Source organism: Macrococcus psychrotolerans (assembly GCF_038095555.1).
In the GTDB taxonomy this organism is placed as follows: Bacteria; Bacillota; Bacilli; order Staphylococcales; family Staphylococcaceae; genus Macrococcoides; species Macrococcoides psychrotolerans.
Genome location: NZ_CP124591.1, coordinates 1,383,201 through 1,398,642, shown reverse-complemented (window position 1 = coordinate 1,398,642; position 15,442 = coordinate 1,383,201). Strand labels below are relative to the sequence as shown.

At 37.9% G+C, this 15,442-nt stretch carries 15 protein-coding genes; 14 read left to right on the top strand and 1 reads right to left on the bottom strand.

The features are described 5' to 3' along the window. The first annotated feature begins 6 nt into the window (after nucleotides 1-6). From mdh to QA539_RS07100, 9 genes are all read left to right on the top strand, one after another. Nucleotides 7-936, top strand: coding sequence for a malate dehydrogenase (gene mdh / locus QA539_RS07140; RefSeq protein WP_283721990.1), 930 nt, complete (start codon nucleotides 7-9; stop codon nucleotides 934-936). Between the two features lie 116 nt (nucleotides 937-1,052). After that, nucleotides 1,053-1,766, top strand: coding sequence for a response regulator transcription factor (locus QA539_RS07135; RefSeq protein ID WP_219492500.1), 714 nt, complete (start codon nucleotides 1,053-1,055; stop codon nucleotides 1,764-1,766). Then, entirely contained in the window at nucleotides 1,759-3,471 is a 1,713-nt protein-coding gene (pnpS, locus tag QA539_RS07130) for a two-component system histidine kinase PnpS (RefSeq protein WP_219492497.1), read from the top strand. The genes QA539_RS07135 and pnpS overlap by 8 nt, the downstream gene beginning before the upstream one ends. A gap of 157 nt (nucleotides 3,472-3,628) precedes the next feature. Continuing rightward, nucleotides 3,629-6,256, top strand: coding sequence for a DNA polymerase I (gene polA / locus QA539_RS07125; protein WP_219492494.1), 2,628 nt, complete (start codon nucleotides 3,629-3,631; stop codon nucleotides 6,254-6,256). 8 nt (nucleotides 6,257-6,264) lie between these two features. Then, nucleotides 6,265-7,137, top strand: a complete 873-nt coding sequence (gene mutM, locus QA539_RS07120; protein ID WP_283721989.1) for a bifunctional DNA-formamidopyrimidine glycosylase/DNA-(apurinic or apyrimidinic site) lyase — start codon at nucleotides 6,265-6,267, stop codon at nucleotides 7,135-7,137. 8 nt (nucleotides 7,138-7,145) lie between these two features. Further along, nucleotides 7,146-7,730, top strand: coding sequence for a dephospho-CoA kinase (gene coaE / locus QA539_RS07115; RefSeq protein WP_241427443.1), 585 nt, complete (start codon nucleotides 7,146-7,148; stop codon nucleotides 7,728-7,730). A 119-nt stretch (nucleotides 7,731-7,849) separates the two neighbouring features. Beyond that, nucleotides 7,850-8,860, top strand: a complete 1,011-nt coding sequence (locus tag QA539_RS07110; RefSeq protein ID WP_219492486.1) for a glyceraldehyde-3-phosphate dehydrogenase — start codon at nucleotides 7,850-7,852, stop codon at nucleotides 8,858-8,860. 80 nt (nucleotides 8,861-8,940) lie between these two features. Then, nucleotides 8,941-9,261 carry a DMT family transporter gene (locus QA539_RS07105; RefSeq protein WP_219492483.1) on the top strand — a complete coding sequence of 107 codons (321 nt, stop codon included), beginning with the start codon at nucleotides 8,941-8,943 and terminating at the stop codon, nucleotides 9,259-9,261. Next, nucleotides 9,261-9,575, top strand: a complete 315-nt coding sequence (locus QA539_RS07100) for a DMT family transporter (protein WP_219494841.1) — start codon at nucleotides 9,261-9,263, stop codon at nucleotides 9,573-9,575. The genes QA539_RS07105 and QA539_RS07100 overlap by 1 nt, the downstream gene beginning before the upstream one ends. A 19-nt stretch (nucleotides 9,576-9,594) precedes the next feature. On the opposite strand, the gene QA539_RS07095 is transcribed toward QA539_RS07100, so the two are convergent. After that, complete coding sequence (locus tag QA539_RS07095; protein WP_283721988.1) at nucleotides 9,595-10,311, bottom strand: SGNH/GDSL hydrolase family protein; 717 nt, start codon at nucleotides 10,309-10,311, stop codon at nucleotides 9,595-9,597. Nucleotides 10,312-10,434: 123 nt separating this feature from the next. Between QA539_RS07095 and nrdR the strand changes: the two genes are divergently transcribed. The 5 genes from nrdR (at nucleotide 10,435) to thrS (ending at nucleotide 15,417) form a co-directional block, all read left to right on the top strand. Beyond that, nucleotides 10,435-10,899 carry a transcriptional regulator NrdR gene (gene nrdR / locus QA539_RS07090; RefSeq protein ID WP_101140221.1) on the top strand — a complete coding sequence of 155 codons (465 nt, stop codon included), beginning with the start codon at nucleotides 10,435-10,437 and terminating at the stop codon, nucleotides 10,897-10,899. 8 nt (nucleotides 10,900-10,907) lie between these two features. Next, on the top strand, nucleotides 10,908-11,540 hold the full coding sequence (locus QA539_RS07085; RefSeq protein ID WP_419895026.1) for a hypothetical protein: 633 nt from the start codon (nucleotides 10,908-10,910) through the stop codon (nucleotides 11,538-11,540). Beyond that, entirely contained in the window at nucleotides 11,519-12,250 is a 732-nt protein-coding gene (locus QA539_RS07080; protein WP_419895025.1) for a DnaD domain protein, read from the top strand. The genes QA539_RS07085 and QA539_RS07080 overlap by 22 nt, the downstream gene beginning before the upstream one ends. Then, entirely contained in the window at nucleotides 12,250-13,170 is a 921-nt protein-coding gene (gene dnaI, locus QA539_RS07075; RefSeq protein WP_219494840.1) for a primosomal protein DnaI, read from the top strand. Before QA539_RS07080 ends, dnaI begins: the two co-directional genes overlap by 1 nt. Nucleotides 13,171-13,488: 318 nt before the next feature. After that, nucleotides 13,489-15,417 (top strand): threonine--tRNA ligase, encoded by a 1,929-nt coding sequence (gene thrS, locus QA539_RS07070; RefSeq protein WP_283721987.1) that lies wholly within the window; start codon nucleotides 13,489-13,491, stop codon nucleotides 15,415-15,417. Nucleotides 15,418-15,442 lie beyond the last annotated feature (25 nt).

Sequence of the window (15,442 nt, the reverse complement as noted above, 5' to 3'; positions counted from 1 at the left end):
CATCATATGAGAAAGAAAATCAGCATAATTGGAAGTGGATTCACCGGAGCTACAGCAGCATTTATCGTAGCACAAAAAGGATTTGCAGATGTTATGCTTGTAGATCTTGCACGTAATCTGGATAAAGGAAAAGGGAAAGCGCTAGATATACTTCAGTCAGCTGCCATTTTCAACAGTAGTATTTCAGTCTCTGCAACAAGTCATTACGAAGATATTAAAGACTCGGATATCATTATGGTTACTGCAGGGGTCGCACGTAAGCCAGGTATGACACGTGATGACCTTGTACAGACTAATCAGCAGGTGATGACAGAGGTTGGAGAGCAGATAAAAGTATATGCCCCTAATGCAATTGTTATCGTGCTCACAAATCCAGTAGATGCGATGACTTACACAGTACAACAAGTGACTGGCTTTCCGCATGAACGTGTCATAGGCCAGTCTGGTGTCCTTGATACTGCAAGATTCAGAACATTTGTTGCTTCTGAACTTAACATTTCAATAGAAGACGTGCATGGCGTCGTACTCGGAGGTCACGGAGATACGATGGTTCCTTTAATACAGCATGCTGATGCAGGTGGAGTTCCGCTTACTGAAATTATGGATAAGGTTACAATTGATTCTATTGTCGATAGAACACGCAAAGGAGGAGCTGAAATTGTTCAGCTTTTAGGCGATGGTTCAGCATATTATGCTCCTGCAGCTGCTATGGTTGAAATGGCTGAGGCAATAATTCTTGATAAGAAACGCATTCTGCCTGCGATTGCATATTTAAACGGCGAGTACAATGAAAGTGATGTGTATATCGGAGTGCCTGTATTACTTGGGGAGAATGGTGTTGAACGCATCGTAACGTTTGAATTAACTGCTGAAGAACAGTCCGCATTTCATCAGTCTGCTGAGGCAGTGAGAGATGTCATGCGCGTCTTGAAGTGATTTATTAATTTATTGTAAACTTTTATACGAGTTTGTGAAGTTTGTTGATCAGGTGTAGCCATATATATTTACTGTAATATATAATATAGTTGTATATATGGTCTTGGAGGGATAGGATGAGTCAGAAAGTATTAGTAGTAGATGATGAACAGTCGATTGTGATGTTATTACAATATAATCTTGAGCAATCAGGTTTTGAAGTGATAACAGCTTTCGATGGGGAAGAAGGTTTAAGTAAAATATTTTCTGAAGATCCGGATATTGTTGTTCTTGATCTTATGTTACCTAAGATGGACGGTGTAGAAGTCTGTAAAGCAGTCCGTAGTGAAAAGAATCAAGTGCCTATTCTGATGCTTACAGCAAAGGATGATGAATTTGATAAGGTACTTGGTTTAGAGCTTGGCGCGGATGATTATATGACGAAACCATTTTCTCCTAGGGAAGTCACAGCAAGGTTAAAGGCAATTTTGAGACGATCTCAGGCATTAAGACAACACGAGTCTGAAAAAGAAAACAAAGAAATAATCATTGGTAAGCTTAAAATATTGCCAGAACATTTTGAAGCGTATCGTAATGGCGAACTGATTGATCTGACGCCAAAGGAATTCGAATTATTAATCTATTTGATAGAACGACAAGGGCGTGTGATTACACGTGAACATATGCTGAATTCAGTATGGAACTATGAATTTGCTGGTGATTCACGTATCGTTGATGTTCATATCAGTCATTTGAGAGAGAAAATAGAAGAAAATCCAAAGCAGCCACAATACATTAAAACTGTACGTGGTCTAGGCTATAAACTGGATTACCCGAAACGAAATGATTAGTTTTCAAAGAAAGTTACTCATCATGCTTACAACAATGATTGTTGTAAGCTTTCTTTTAGTCGGCATGTTTATTACGACCTCTATCTCAAATGATATGAAAGTATCGATGAAACGTACGATGGCACAAGATGCAAAAATAATACAGTCTTTGGCTGAACATCAAGATTTCAACATGATCGCAGCCACTTTTGATGACGAGCGAAGTTATCAAATATTAGTCATGCAAGGTAATAAACCGCTGTATGTTACACAAGGTTTTTCTCCCGACCACTTTGAAGCTGCACTATCGAGATATACGACAGGTGAAAGTGAAGCGAATGAGTTTCGATACGATTCTGAAGATAAACAGAGCATCCTTAAAACGACAACAAAAGATACTGTCATCTATTTAATACAGGAAAACCGAATTCTGACCATTTTAAACAGAAGTATATGGAAATATATCGGGTTAATGTTATTGATGTTGCTTCCTATTCTCTATTTTATCGTGAGGTACATCAATAAAAGCTATATTCAACCAATAAAAGAAGTGACTTACGCTTCTAAATTACTGGCAAGCGGAAACTACAAAGTACGTGTTCCAGAGAGTAATGTCACTGAGACTAAGGACCTGTTTATCAGTATGAATATATTGGCTAGAACATTGCAAGACTTTATGAATGAACAGAAGCTTCAGCGTAATCGTCTGGAGACGACATTACAGAATATTCCTTCCGCTACTTTGCTTGTCAATAGCTACGGTGAAGTTGTTATAGCCAATGAAACATTTTTAAATTTCTTTAATCGTGGTAATAAAATAAAGAAAGCTCATTATGACACTGTAATAGAGCATAAAGATGTAAAACGTATGATTAAAGAAGCGATTGCAACAGAGAAACCCATCAATGAAACAATTGAACATAATGTGAACGTCCATAAAAAATATTTTGACGCGGCAGTTGTGCCTGTATTATCCAAGAAACGTAAAAGGATTGAAGGGATTGTCATTGTGCTGCATGATATTACACAGTTAAAGACACTAGAACAGATGAGGAAGGATTTCGTTGCAAATGTTTCGCATGAACTAAAAACACCGATTACGAGTATAAAAGGATTTACAGAGACATTACTAGACGGTGCAAAAGAAGATAAGAATACGCTCGAGATGTTTTTAGATATTATTCTGAAAGAATCTAATCGAATCCAGGTGCTTGTAAGTGAGCTGCTCGAACTGTCTAAAATTGAGCAGGCAAATCACTTTAATATGGTGAAAGTAAATTTACCTCAGAAAGTATTTAATAGTGTGGAAGTTGTATATCCGCTTGCTGAGAAGAAGAATATTAAATTTAATCTCGAGCTTGAAAAAAATCTTTTTGTCCTGGCAGAACCGAGCAAGCTTAAGCAGGTTATGATCAATCTACTTTCAAATGCAATCAATTACTCGCCAGAGGATGCAGAAATTACAGTAAAGGTATATCTCAAGGCGGATGAATGTATCGTTGAAATTATTGATCAGGGGATTGGTATTGCACCTGAGGAAATAACAAGAATATTTGAGAGGTTCTATCGCGTAGATAAAGCAAGAAGCAGGGACTCTGGCGGAACAGGGTTAGGTCTTGCAATTGTTAAACATATCATTGAAGTGTTTAATGGTGAAATCGATGTAGAAAGCGAGCTTGGAAAAGGTTCGACTTTCAGAATAAAATTAAAGCAGTTTATTTATTAATATAAGATTTATTTTTGTTTACTCTAGTTTAACTATTATCACATATAATATAAAAAGACGCTTTCATTTTGAAGCTTGAACGCTTGGTACATATGTGTCGGGCGTTTTTGTGCGTGATTTATGTTAAACTATGATTACTACAGTTCAGGAGGATATTATGGCTGATAAACTAATATTGATTGATGGTAACAGCATTGCTTTTCGTGCATTCTATGCCTTACCTCTATTAAAAAATCAATCCAATTTACATACGAATGCAATATATGGTTTCACGCTTATTTTAGATAAGTTGATTAAGGAAGAACAACCTACACATTTTTTAATCGCATTTGATGCGGGTAAGACAACGTTTCGCCATGAGATGTATAAAGACTATAAAGGAGGACGTCAAAAGACACCTTCAGAATTAAGTGAACAGTTTCCTTATATTCGTAAACTCGCAGAGGCTTATCAAATCAAGCATTATGAGCAGGATATGTATGAAGCAGACGATATTATCGGAACGCTTGCAAAACAAGCAACAGAAAATAAGTTAGAGACAGTCATCGTTACTGGGGACCGAGATCTAACGCAGCTTGCAAGTGATTATGTGACAGTCTACTATACAAAAAAAGGAGTTACAGATATTGATAAATATACACCGCAGTTTATTCAGGAGCTATATGGATTTGAACCAGAGAAAATAATCGATTTAAAAGGGTTGATGGGGGATAAGTCAGATAACATTCCCGGTGTCCCTGGCGTAGGAGAAAAGACTGCACTTAAATTACTACATGAATATGGTACGGTTGAAGCGGTGCTTGATAATCTGGAACATATTAAAGGTAAGAAATTAAATGAGAACTTAACAAATCATAAAGATGACGCATTAATGAGTAAGCAGCTGGCGACGATTAATACTGATGCACCGATTGCAGTAAATTTAAATGATACACTGCTCCCTGAAAAAGATGACAGTAAGAAGATCGCACTATTTCAGGAGCTAGACTTTAAGCAAAAGTTAGATAATATTGACGCTGAAACTCAAATTACTGAAGAGAAAACAATTGAAATAAGCAATCAGTTTAGTACATTTGATTTCTCGAATGTTGAATCTATGGATATTCGTATTCGATGTTTTCAGGATAATTATTTAAAGAATGAAATTATTGGGGTAGGGATATTGGTAGAAGGACATACATTTGTTATTCACCCTGATGAAATCACCCAAAATGAAACATTCATCAATGCACTGCAAAATGAAGCTACAAAAAAATATGTCTATGATGCAAAGGAAACAAAAGTTTTATTCAATAGACTGGATATAGAGATTAAAGGGATTGAGCACTGTGTGATGCTCGCATCTTATTTACTCGATCCAGCTTTGAAAATAATAGATGTTGCTCAAAGTGCGCAAATGCAAGGTATTAATTATGTGGAATCAGATGAAATGATCTTCGGAAAAGGTGCTAAGATGCACATACCTGAACGCATGGATTTATTTAAACATATTGCATCTGAAGTAAATGCAATCCATGAGGTATCAGCGCTTCAGATTAGAAAATTAAATGAACTTAAGCAGCTTGAACTGTTAACAACGCTCGAACTGCCACTTTCACTTGTTCTCGCAGATATGGAGATGCAGGGAATTAAAGTAAATAAGCAGACACTTCAGGAGATGCAGCAGGAAATTCAAAGCCGCTTAGATGAACTGATCACGCGTATTCATGAACATGCAGGCAGCACATTTAATATCAATTCTCCAAAGCAGCTTGGTGTCGTATTATTTGAAGATTTAAAGCTAGATTCACCGAAGAAGAAAAAGACGAAGACAGGATATTCTACAGCTGTGGATGTTCTTGAGTCATTAGCAGGAAAACATCCGATCATTGAAGATATATTACTCTATAGAACGCTATCTAAACTGCAGTCAACTTATGTAGAAGGATTGCAGAAGTTGATTGGAGACGACGATAAGATCCATACACGCTTCAACCAGGTTATTGCTCAAACTGGACGTCTGTCATCTATTGACCCTAACTTGCAGAACATTCCTGTAAGACTAGATGAAGGTAGAAAAATAAGAAAAGCATTCGTACCAAGTGAACCGAACTCTGTAATATTTGCTGCAGACTATTCTCAGATTGAACTTCGAGTACTCGCACATATTACTGGAGATAAAGGTATGCTTGAAGCTTTCAATCAAGGCATTGATATTCATACGAAGACTGCGATGAAAGTCTTTAATGTTGAAAAAGAAGAAGTAACAAGCGATATGAGGCGTCAGGCAAAAGCTGTAAACTTCGGGATTGTGTATGGAATCAGTGATTATGGACTAAGTCAAAGTTTAGGTATTACTCGAAAAGACGCACAAGCATTTATTGATAACTATCTTGAAAGTTTTCCGGAAGTTAAAGCGTATATGCATGATATTATTCAGGAAGCTAAGCAGCAGGGTTACGTTACGACATTGCTTAATCGACGTCGCTATATCCCAGATATTACGAGCAGAAACTTTAATTTAAGAGGATTTGCTGAACGTACTGCGATGAATACACCGATTCAAGGAAGTGCAGCAGATATCATTAAACTCGCAATGGTACATTATAACGAACAAGTGAAAGAAACTGACTTTAAAGCTAAATTGTTACTACAAGTACACGATGAGCTTATTTTTGAAGTGCCAAAAGATGAGCTTGATGCTTTCAGCTTATTTGTAAAACATGTAATGGAAAATGCATTGGAATTAAAAGTACCGCTTGAAGTTGAATATGATTCAGGTGAAAGCTGGTACGAAGCAAAGTAGGAGGAGTTATGCCGGAATTACCAGAAGTTGAACATGTGAAGCGTGGTATTGAACCACATATCACAGGAGAACAAATTATTGATGTCCACTTTTCAGATGCTGTATTAAATGGAAAGACACAGGGTAAAGAGACGATTATTAAAGGGCTTTCCCTAGATGCATTTAAGGAACGATGTATTGACACTCATATCGAAAGTGTGATGCGTCGCAGTAAATATATTATCTTCAAGTTAAAAGGAAAGGATGGGAACCGTTATATGGTCGGTCATCTTGGAATGACCGGCGCATACTTTGTCGTACCGTCTATCGATGACATTACGGTACCGAACTACAAAAAACATTGGCATGTCACTTTTACATTGAGCAGTTCGATGAAGCTGGTATATTCAGATATTAGAAGGTTTGGTGAACTGAGAATGTTAGATGAATCACAGTTTGCACACTTCGATGCAGCGATTGCACCAGAACCATTTAATGAAGAAGGTCGAGCACATTATATCAGTGCACTGCACTTGCAGAAATATCAGGATAAACCGATTAAGCAAGTCATCATGCTGCATTCGGTTGTCAGTGGATGTGGAAATATCTATGCATGTGAAGCACTGCATAATGCACGGATTAATCCGAATATAAAAGTGAAATCATTAAGCGAAAAAAGACGTACATTACTGTATGAACATATTGTCGATGTGCTGAATGAAGGCATTCTATATGGGGGCTCGACCATCTCAGATTACCGAAATGCACAAGGTGAAAGTGGAATGATGCAAAATAGGTTTAAAGTTTATGGTAAAAAAATTTGTGGAACATGCGGTAATGAAATTAAGACGAAAGTGATAGCTACACGTAATACACATTATTGTACACATTGCCAGAAATAGGAGGAGCTATGACAGTTATAGGTTTAACAGGTGGTATTGCCAGTGGTAAGTCAACAGTAGCAAATTATCTGAAAGAGAATGGATTCGCTGTAATTGATGCAGATATTGCGGCAAGGCAGGCTGTAGAAAAAGGAACCGAAGGATTAAGAAGAGTTGCTGAAACATTTCCAGGAGTGCTGAATGAAGATGGGACATTAAATCGTAAAGCACTAGGTACGATCATCTTTAACGATAAGGCACAGCGTGATAATTTAAATCAAATTGTTCACCCAATCGTACGACGTCTGATGGATGAAGAGAAAGCTGCCGCACTTTCCGAAGGCAAGGTGGTAGTTATGGATATACCACTTTTATATGAAAATAAGCTGGAACATACTATCGATGAAGTATGGGTTGTATATGTGTCATACGATATACAAAAAATGCGTCTGATGAAACGAAATGAACTTTCAGAGTCAGAAGCAGATGCACGTATCAGTAGTCAGATGTCGATGGATGAAAAGCGAAATAAAGCGGATATCGTCATTGATAATTGTCGTGATTTAGAGGCACTATATCAACAGTTAGATACGTTAATCAAACACTATAAATAGATATAAATTTTCGAAAAATTCAAATTTTTTAATTTGCAGAAAATGCTCTTCACAAGCGCTTTCATTGTGTTATACTATTTCTAAGTATTAGTATAACACTTTGAAGGGGAGATTATTTAATGAAAACAAGAGTAGCGATTAATGGGCTAGGAAGAATTGGCAGAATGGTATTTCGTGCAGCATTATTAGATGATAATTTAGAGGTAGTAGCAATCAATGCGAGCTACCCGCCTGAAACATTAGCTCATTTAACGAAATATGATACTACTCATGGTAAGTTTGAACTTGATATTGAACCAACTGAAAATGGTTTACTTGTGGATGGTAAGAAGATTGAACTCGTATCTGAACGTAATCCGGAATTATTACCATGGAAAGATATGAATATTGATATCGTTATCGAAGCGACTGGTAAGTTTAACGATGCAGAGAAAGCTGCTGCACATATTAAAGCTGGCGCTAAGAAAGTACTACTTACTGCTCCGGGTAAAGGTAATGTTCAGACCATCGTGCGTGGAGTGAACTGTGCACAGTTAGATGTTGAGAAATATGATGTTATTTCGAACGCTTCATGTACAACAAACTGTCTAGCACCAGTTGCTAAAGTATTGAATGATAAATTCGGTATTAAGAATGGTTTAATGACGACAGTTCATGCATATACGAATGACCAGAAGAATTTAGATAACCCACATAAAGATTTACGTCGTGCCCGTGCATGTGCCCAAAGTATTATTCCAACTTCTACAGGGGCTGCAAAAGCATTGTCTCTAGTATTACCGGAACTACAAGGTAAACTTCATGGAATGGCGTTACGTGTACCAACAACGAATGTTTCGTTAGTCGACTTAGTTGTAGATTTAGAAAAAGAAGTCACAGTCGAAGAATTAAATAAAGCATTTAAAGATGCAGCTGATAATGAACTTAAAGGCATCTTAGATGTAACATACGAGCCGTTAGTATCAGTGGATTTCAATACGAATCCACATAGCTCTATCGTAGATGGGCTCTCAACGATCGTTATGGAAGGTTCAAAGGTTAAAGTATTATCATGGTATGACAACGAATGGGGTTACTCTACTCGCGTTGTAGAACTTGCAGGATTAATGGGTGAACAGTTAAATAAATAGTTTCCTTGAATAACGCCGTCCAATTTAATTGGGCGGCGTTTTATGTTATGTTAGGTAGGTGTTGAATCAAGGAGGTATTTATGAACTGGATAAAATTAATAATTGCAGCACTGTTTGAGACAGGATGGGTTATAGGACTTGCACACGCAGACAGTGCGGTCGAATGGATACTCACTCTAGTGAGTGTGACATGCAGTTTTTATTTATTGCTAAATGCAACTAAATATTTACCTGTGGGCACAGCTTATGCGATATTCGTCGGACTTGGTGCGACGCTTGTCACGATTGTTGATGTAGCGGTGTATGAAGTGCCATTTGGCTGGCCGAAAGTAGTGCTGATTACAATGCTTATCATAGGTGTTATCGGCTTAAAGGTTGCTACTGAGGAGGAGAGCGTATGATGTACTGGATATTTCTTATCATTGCAGGATTGTGTGAGATGCTCGGCGTATTATGGATGAATATGTACAGTAAGTCTGGTAAGCGTCTCTATATTTTATTGCTGGTTATTACGTTTGGAATTAGTCTTTACTTCCTGTCCTTATCTTTAGCAGGGATTACGATGAGTACAGCATACGCGATATGGACTGGTATCGGTGCTGTTGGCGGGACATTGCTCGGCATTATCTTTTACAATGAATCAAGACATCCGCTTAGAATATTATGTATCGCGATTATACTAGGGTGTACCATTGGACTTAAATTATTAAATTAAGGAGAAACAGGTATGATACCTATTTCTCCTTTTTATTAGTTTTCAATTGTATTGGATATGGCAATGTCTTTACGAGCGTGTCCGCCATCCTATCATAACCGAGTACGTGAGGGTGGAGACCGTCATCAGTAAGTTCATTGCGTAAGTAGTCGATACCTTCTTTAGTTTCAGTCATCATTGTGTAGTAATCAATAAATTGTGCATCATGTTTTATGCACAGCCGAACTATTTCCAGGTTGATTGCCTTAACAAGTTTAGAACGCGTAATAAATCCGTCGAGCTGTGGACGATTCGTTGAAGTGAGTGTTGCTACAGCAATATTAATATTCTTGGCTTTAGCCATAATAACCATTGCTTCAATATCTTCTAAAATACGTGTCTTGATGTGTATCTGGTTGGCTTCAGTTTGATCATCATCAAGTTCTTTCGTGTTATTGATACCGATGGCTAATACAATCCAGTCAGGTTTCAGCTGAATGGCATCCGCAACAAAACGTTCGCGTACCCACTGAGAACGATCATTACCGATACCGCGGTTAATAATACGTTTACCATTATGTAACGCGAAATAGCTATCAAGGTCCCAGTAATCTGTAATGGAATCTCCGATGAATACAATGCCGACCGGATCTTTAAGGTAAAGAATCGTTTCATTTCTGTGGTTGAAACTTTCTCTCAGCTTATTTACAGGGTTTCCTTCTTCTCGTTTTGACAGATGAATATAATGAGGTCTCATTTGTTCATTCCTTTCTTTGGTTTATTGGTAGATTATCCAATTGTAGCAAGTGTAAACTTAAATGTTTAGTAAATAAACATGATAATGTATAATTGAGAAATAAATATAAATGAGGTGAGTGTCTTGAAATGTCCAAAATGCAGCTTTAATCAATCGAAGGTCGTTGATTCAAGACATGCAGACGATATGAATGCGATCAGAAGACGTCGTGAATGTGAACAGTGTGGTACACGTTTCACAACGTTTGAACGCATAGAACTACAGCCTTTGATTGTCGTGAAAAAAGATGGAACAAGACAAGCCTTTAATCGTGATAAAATTGTACATGGTCTTGTGCGTGCATGTGAAAAGCGTCCTGTTCCGTACGAATCTCTCGAACAGATTACGGATGCAGTGGAGAATGCATTAAGAGAAAAAGGGCAGTCTGAAATTTCATCTGTCGATATCGGTGAAATTGTAATGGAGCACCTGATGCAACTGGATCAAGTGTCTTACGTACGCTTTGCCTCTGTCTACAAAGAATTTAAAGACGTCGATCAGTTGCTCCGTACGATGAGTGATATACTCAATGAAAAGAATAAAAAGTAGGTGCAAAGATGGAGCGTTATTTTACTGAATTGAATGGAACCGATGAGTTTATCGTTATCAGCAACTATGTTGCAACACAAGTTACTGAAGATGTACTAACTACATTATATACACCCCTAATCGGAGTTGAATGTATTGGCGTCTATCAGTTTATGCGTCAGTTTCTCACAGGTTATGATCAGACAAGCGACGTCATCAATCATTATGTTATTTTAAGTGAATTAAAGATGAACTTAGCGCACTTTGAAGTAATACGTAAACGTTTAGAAGCAATTGGACTACTGAAAACATATATGCGTATTGAAGATAATCAGAAGTTTGTCTATAAACTCATTGCACCCGTCATGCCATCTCAGTTCTTTAATGATCCAATGCTCTCTGTATTCTTGTTCCAGCAAGTAGGTAAGCCGAGATATCAGCAGCTAAAGTCAAGGTTCTGTAATGAAACGTTAAATCTGGACGGTTATCAAGATGTGTCAAGTAAGTACATGGATGTATTTGGTACACCGAAATCTCCGGAAAAGGCTATTTTTGAAGGAAATGAATATCTGGTAAAGCAGCATGAATCGCTCGGAATACCCGTTCACCAAAGTATACGTTTGATTTTGATTTACTGGAGATGCTGCTCGCACAGAATTTAATCACGAAAAGTCAACTGCCGAAAGCGACGCGTAACTTAATTGTTCAGCTAGCGACACTGTACGATATCGCAGCACATGATATGCGCGGCATCATTTTGAAATCACTGACGAGTGACCAGCAAATTTCACATGAAGATTTACGTAAGAATGCCCGGGACTTCTATCAGATTGAACATGACGGCCAATTACCGCAGTTAACACCTCAGCAGGTAAAAGATGACGCGCCAGAAACGAAACTGACCTGGTTTGAATTGATGGACACGACAAGTCCGATAGATATGCTTACTTCATTTAGTAAGTCTGAACCGACAATTAAACAAAAGCGTATGATTGAATCAATATTAGAACGCGAGCAACTGCCATTTGGTGTAATGAATATATTATTGCAGTATGTCATGTTTACAAATGATATGAAACTGCCGCAGAGTTATATCGAAGAGATTGCTTCAAACTGGAAGAAACAGAAGCTATCGAACAGTGAAGCAGCCTACAAGTATGTGAAGTCATTTGAACAGAAGAAGCAGGAGAAATTGTATAATAAAGCAAATCACTATAAAAAGAATAATACGGTGCAAAGAGAACTGACACCGAAATGGCTGCTTGAAGAACAACAGCCAGCAGTTAAAGAGGATACAGATAATATTGACCTGGAAAAGGAAAGACAGAAGTTATTAGAAGAATTAAATCAATCATGGGAGGAGGATAAATGATGAAACATATGGGTTCGATACTGCATACGAACAGCGATATATTTAAACGTATTGAGGCAATAAAAGAAGAAACGATTAAAGAACCTGATATTAAGCAGTTTATTAAAGAGAATCACATAACAGATAAGATGATCGATAATGATTTATCTGTACTACAAGAATATAAAGATTCTTCAAAGATGTGCGATGCATGCGAATCTTACAGTAAGTGTAAGAACTTTGTACCAGGACATACGCCTGAACTGTATGTTGAAAACAATAAAATTAAGATTAAGCACCTCCCTTGTCCATCTAAACTCGCTCATGATGAAGCTCAGAAGATGAAACAGTTTATTACTGCAATCCACATGCCGAAGGACGTACTAAATGCAAAGCTTGCACAGATACATTTAGATGATAAAACGCGTATCGATATCGTGCGTCAAGCAAACATCATTTGTCGTGATATCGCAAGAGGTAATGATACGAAAGGGATGTATATTCACGGTCCTTTCGGCACAGGTAAGTCGTTTATACTGGGTGCGATTGCCAACGAACTGAAGGAACGCTATATTTATACGACGCTCCTGTATTTTCCTGAGTTTATTCGAGAACTTAAAAATGGCTTCAGTGATGGTACATATAACGAACGGCTTAACCGTGTGAAAAATACGCCTGTACTTATGCTGGATGATATCGGTGCAGAAGATTTGACGCCATGGGTACGTGATGAAGTGCTTGGACCTATTCTCAACCACCGTATGATGAACAATATGCCGACATTCTTTAGTTCAAATTTCGATTTCAAAGAATTATCTCATCATTTATCAATGACAAAGCATGGTGCTGAACAGACGAAAGCAATGCGTATTATGGAGCGCATCGAGACATTAAGTGATGCTTATATGTTATCAGGTAAAAACTATAGACGTGAAAAATAAAATTTGAAAATCCCGACAATATGTGTATAATATTAGGTAACAAACAACAGAAATGTTCGTCTATATGAATAACATCATAAGGATAAGACGATGATTCCTTAATTTATAGAGAGCTGATGGTGGTGAGAATCAGCATTTAAGATCATTTGTTACTCCCTTATGTTCATGATAGTTAATCGCTATCCGGCTCAAGACCGTTATCTTATGTAGAGTTGCTGAGCAATCAGTAATTAGGGTGGTACCGCGAATAGACTTCGTCCCTTTTGGGATGGGGTCTTTTTGTTGTTTAAAATAAAATAAAAAAGTGAGGCGTTTTGAATGAGTGAAATTAATATTAAATTTCCAGATGGTAATGTAAAAAGTTTTGAGGCTGGCGTTACAACTGAAGATATTGCAGGTTCAATCAGTCCTGGTTTAAAGAAGAAAGCTTTAGCAGGAAAATTTAATGGACAAATGGTTGATTTATCAACAGCACTTGAAACAGATGGAGACATCGAAATCATCACGCCTGAGTCTCCTGAAGGTATTGAAGTATTACGTCATTCAACTGCCCATTTAATGGCTCAAGCGCTAAAGCGTATGTATGGTAATGTGCATTTCGGTGTAGGTCCTGTTATTGAAGAAGGTTTCTACTATGATATCGATACAGAGCATAAGATCTCTAGTGAAGACCTACCTGAAATTGAAAAGACGATGCGACAAATTGTCGGAGAGAATATCAAGATTGAGAGACGTGTTGTCAGTCGTGAAGAAGCGAAGAAGATTTTCGCTGATGATCCATACAAACAGGAACTAATCGATGCAATCCCTGAAGATGAGAATGTCACTATCTATTCGCAAGGAGAGTTTACAGATCTTTGTCGAGGTGTGCATGTGCCTTCAACTGCTAAGATAAAAGAATTCAAGCTATTATCAACTGCTGGTGCGTATTGGAGAGGTGATGCAGATAACAAGATGCTGCAGCGTATTTATGGTACTGCATTCTTCGATAAAAAAGCGCTGAAAGCACATCTGAAGATTCTTGAAGAACGCAAAGAACGTGATCATCGTAAAATCGGTAAGGAGCTGGAGCTCTTTACAACAAATCAGCTTGTAGGTGCAGGTTTACCGTTATGGTTACCAAATGGTGCAACAATTCGACGTGAATTAGAGCGTTATATCGTGGATAAAGAAGTTGCACTTGGTTATGATCATGTATACACACCGATTATGGGATCGGTTGATCTGTATAAGACGAGTGGTCACTGGGATCATTATCAAGAAGATATGTTCCCTCCGATGGAAATGGACAACGAAGCGCTTGTACTACGCCCGATGAACTGTCCACACCATATGATGGTATACAAGAATAAACCACATTCATATCGTGAATTACCAATACGTATCGCAGAACTTGGTATGATGCATCGCTATGAAGCGAGTGGAGCGGTAAGCGGGTTACAGCGTGTGCGTGGTATGACATTGAATGATGCGCATATATTCGTTCGTCCTGACCAGATTAAAGAAGAATTTATTCGCGTCGTTCAGCTTGTTATCGATGTGTATAAAGACTTTAAGTTCCAAGACTATAAGTTCCGTCTAAGTTATCGTGATCCAGAAGATACTGAAAAGTACTTCCAGGATGATGAAATGTGGGAACGTGCACAATTGATGCTTAAAGAAGCGGTAGATGAAATGGGACTGGATTATGAGGAGGCGCCAGGAGAAGCCGCATTCTATGGTCCTAAATTAGATGTACAGGTTAAAACAGCTTTAGGTAAAGAGGAGACACTTTCAACTGTACAGCTGGATTTCTTATTACCAGAACGATTTGATCTGGAATATATCGGTAGTGATGGTGAGAAACATCGTCCAGTAGTAATCCACCGTGGTGTGATCTCTACGATGGAGCGCTTCGTTGCTTTCTTAACTGAGGAGTATAAAGGAGCCTATCCATTATGGTTAGCGCCTAATCAGCTTGAGATTATCCCAGTTTCAAATGAGGTACATTATGACTACGCGCGTAAACTCTATGATGAACTGAAATCACAAGGTGTCCGTTGTCATATCGATGACCGCGAAGAAAAGATGGGATACAAGATTCGTGAAGCTCAGATGCATAAAGTTCCTTATCAGATTGTTGTAGGAGATAAAGAAATTGAGCATAATGAAGTGAACGTTCGTCAATATGGTAAGAAAGAATCTAAGACAATCGATCGTGATGATTTCATCTGGTCTATTGTAGATGAGATTCGTCTAAAAAAATAAGCTTGAAAAATTATGATAAGTAATG

Bases quoted from the DNA above. Each gene is read 5' to 3' on its own strand.
- QA539_RS07095 (WP_283721988.1), bottom strand. From the start codon at position 10,311: ATGAGACCTCATTATATTCATCTGTCAAAACGAGAAGAAGGAAACCCT.
- QA539_RS07105 (WP_219492483.1), top strand. From the start codon at position 8,941: ATGAACTGGATAAAATTAATAATTGCAGCACTGTTTGAGACAGGATGG.
- QA539_RS07110 (WP_219492486.1), top strand. From the start codon at position 7,850: ATGAAAACAAGAGTAGCGATTAATGGGCTAGGAAGAATTGGCAGAATG.
- QA539_RS07100 (WP_219494841.1), top strand. From the start codon at position 9,261: ATGTACTGGATATTTCTTATCATTGCAGGATTGTGTGAGATGCTCGGC.
- mdh (WP_283721990.1), top strand. From the start codon at position 7: ATGAGAAAGAAAATCAGCATAATTGGAAGTGGATTCACCGGAGCTACA.
- QA539_RS07135 (WP_219492500.1), top strand. From the start codon at position 1,053: ATGAGTCAGAAAGTATTAGTAGTAGATGATGAACAGTCGATTGTGATG.
- QA539_RS07080 (WP_419895025.1), top strand. From the start codon at position 11,519: ATGCTGCTCGCACAGAATTTAATCACGAAAAGTCAACTGCCGAAAGCG.
- QA539_RS07085 (WP_419895026.1), top strand. From the start codon at position 10,908: ATGGAGCGTTATTTTACTGAATTGAATGGAACCGATGAGTTTATCGTT.
- pnpS (WP_219492497.1), top strand. From the start codon at position 1,759: ATGATTAGTTTTCAAAGAAAGTTACTCATCATGCTTACAACAATGATT.
- polA (WP_219492494.1), top strand. From the start codon at position 3,629: ATGGCTGATAAACTAATATTGATTGATGGTAACAGCATTGCTTTTCGT.
- mutM (WP_283721989.1), top strand. From the start codon at position 6,265: ATGCCGGAATTACCAGAAGTTGAACATGTGAAGCGTGGTATTGAACCA.
- coaE (WP_241427443.1), top strand. From the start codon at position 7,146: ATGACAGTTATAGGTTTAACAGGTGGTATTGCCAGTGGTAAGTCAACA.
- thrS (WP_283721987.1), top strand. From the start codon at position 13,489: ATGAGTGAAATTAATATTAAATTTCCAGATGGTAATGTAAAAAGTTTT.
- dnaI (WP_219494840.1), top strand. From the start codon at position 12,250: ATGAAACATATGGGTTCGATACTGCATACGAACAGCGATATATTTAAA.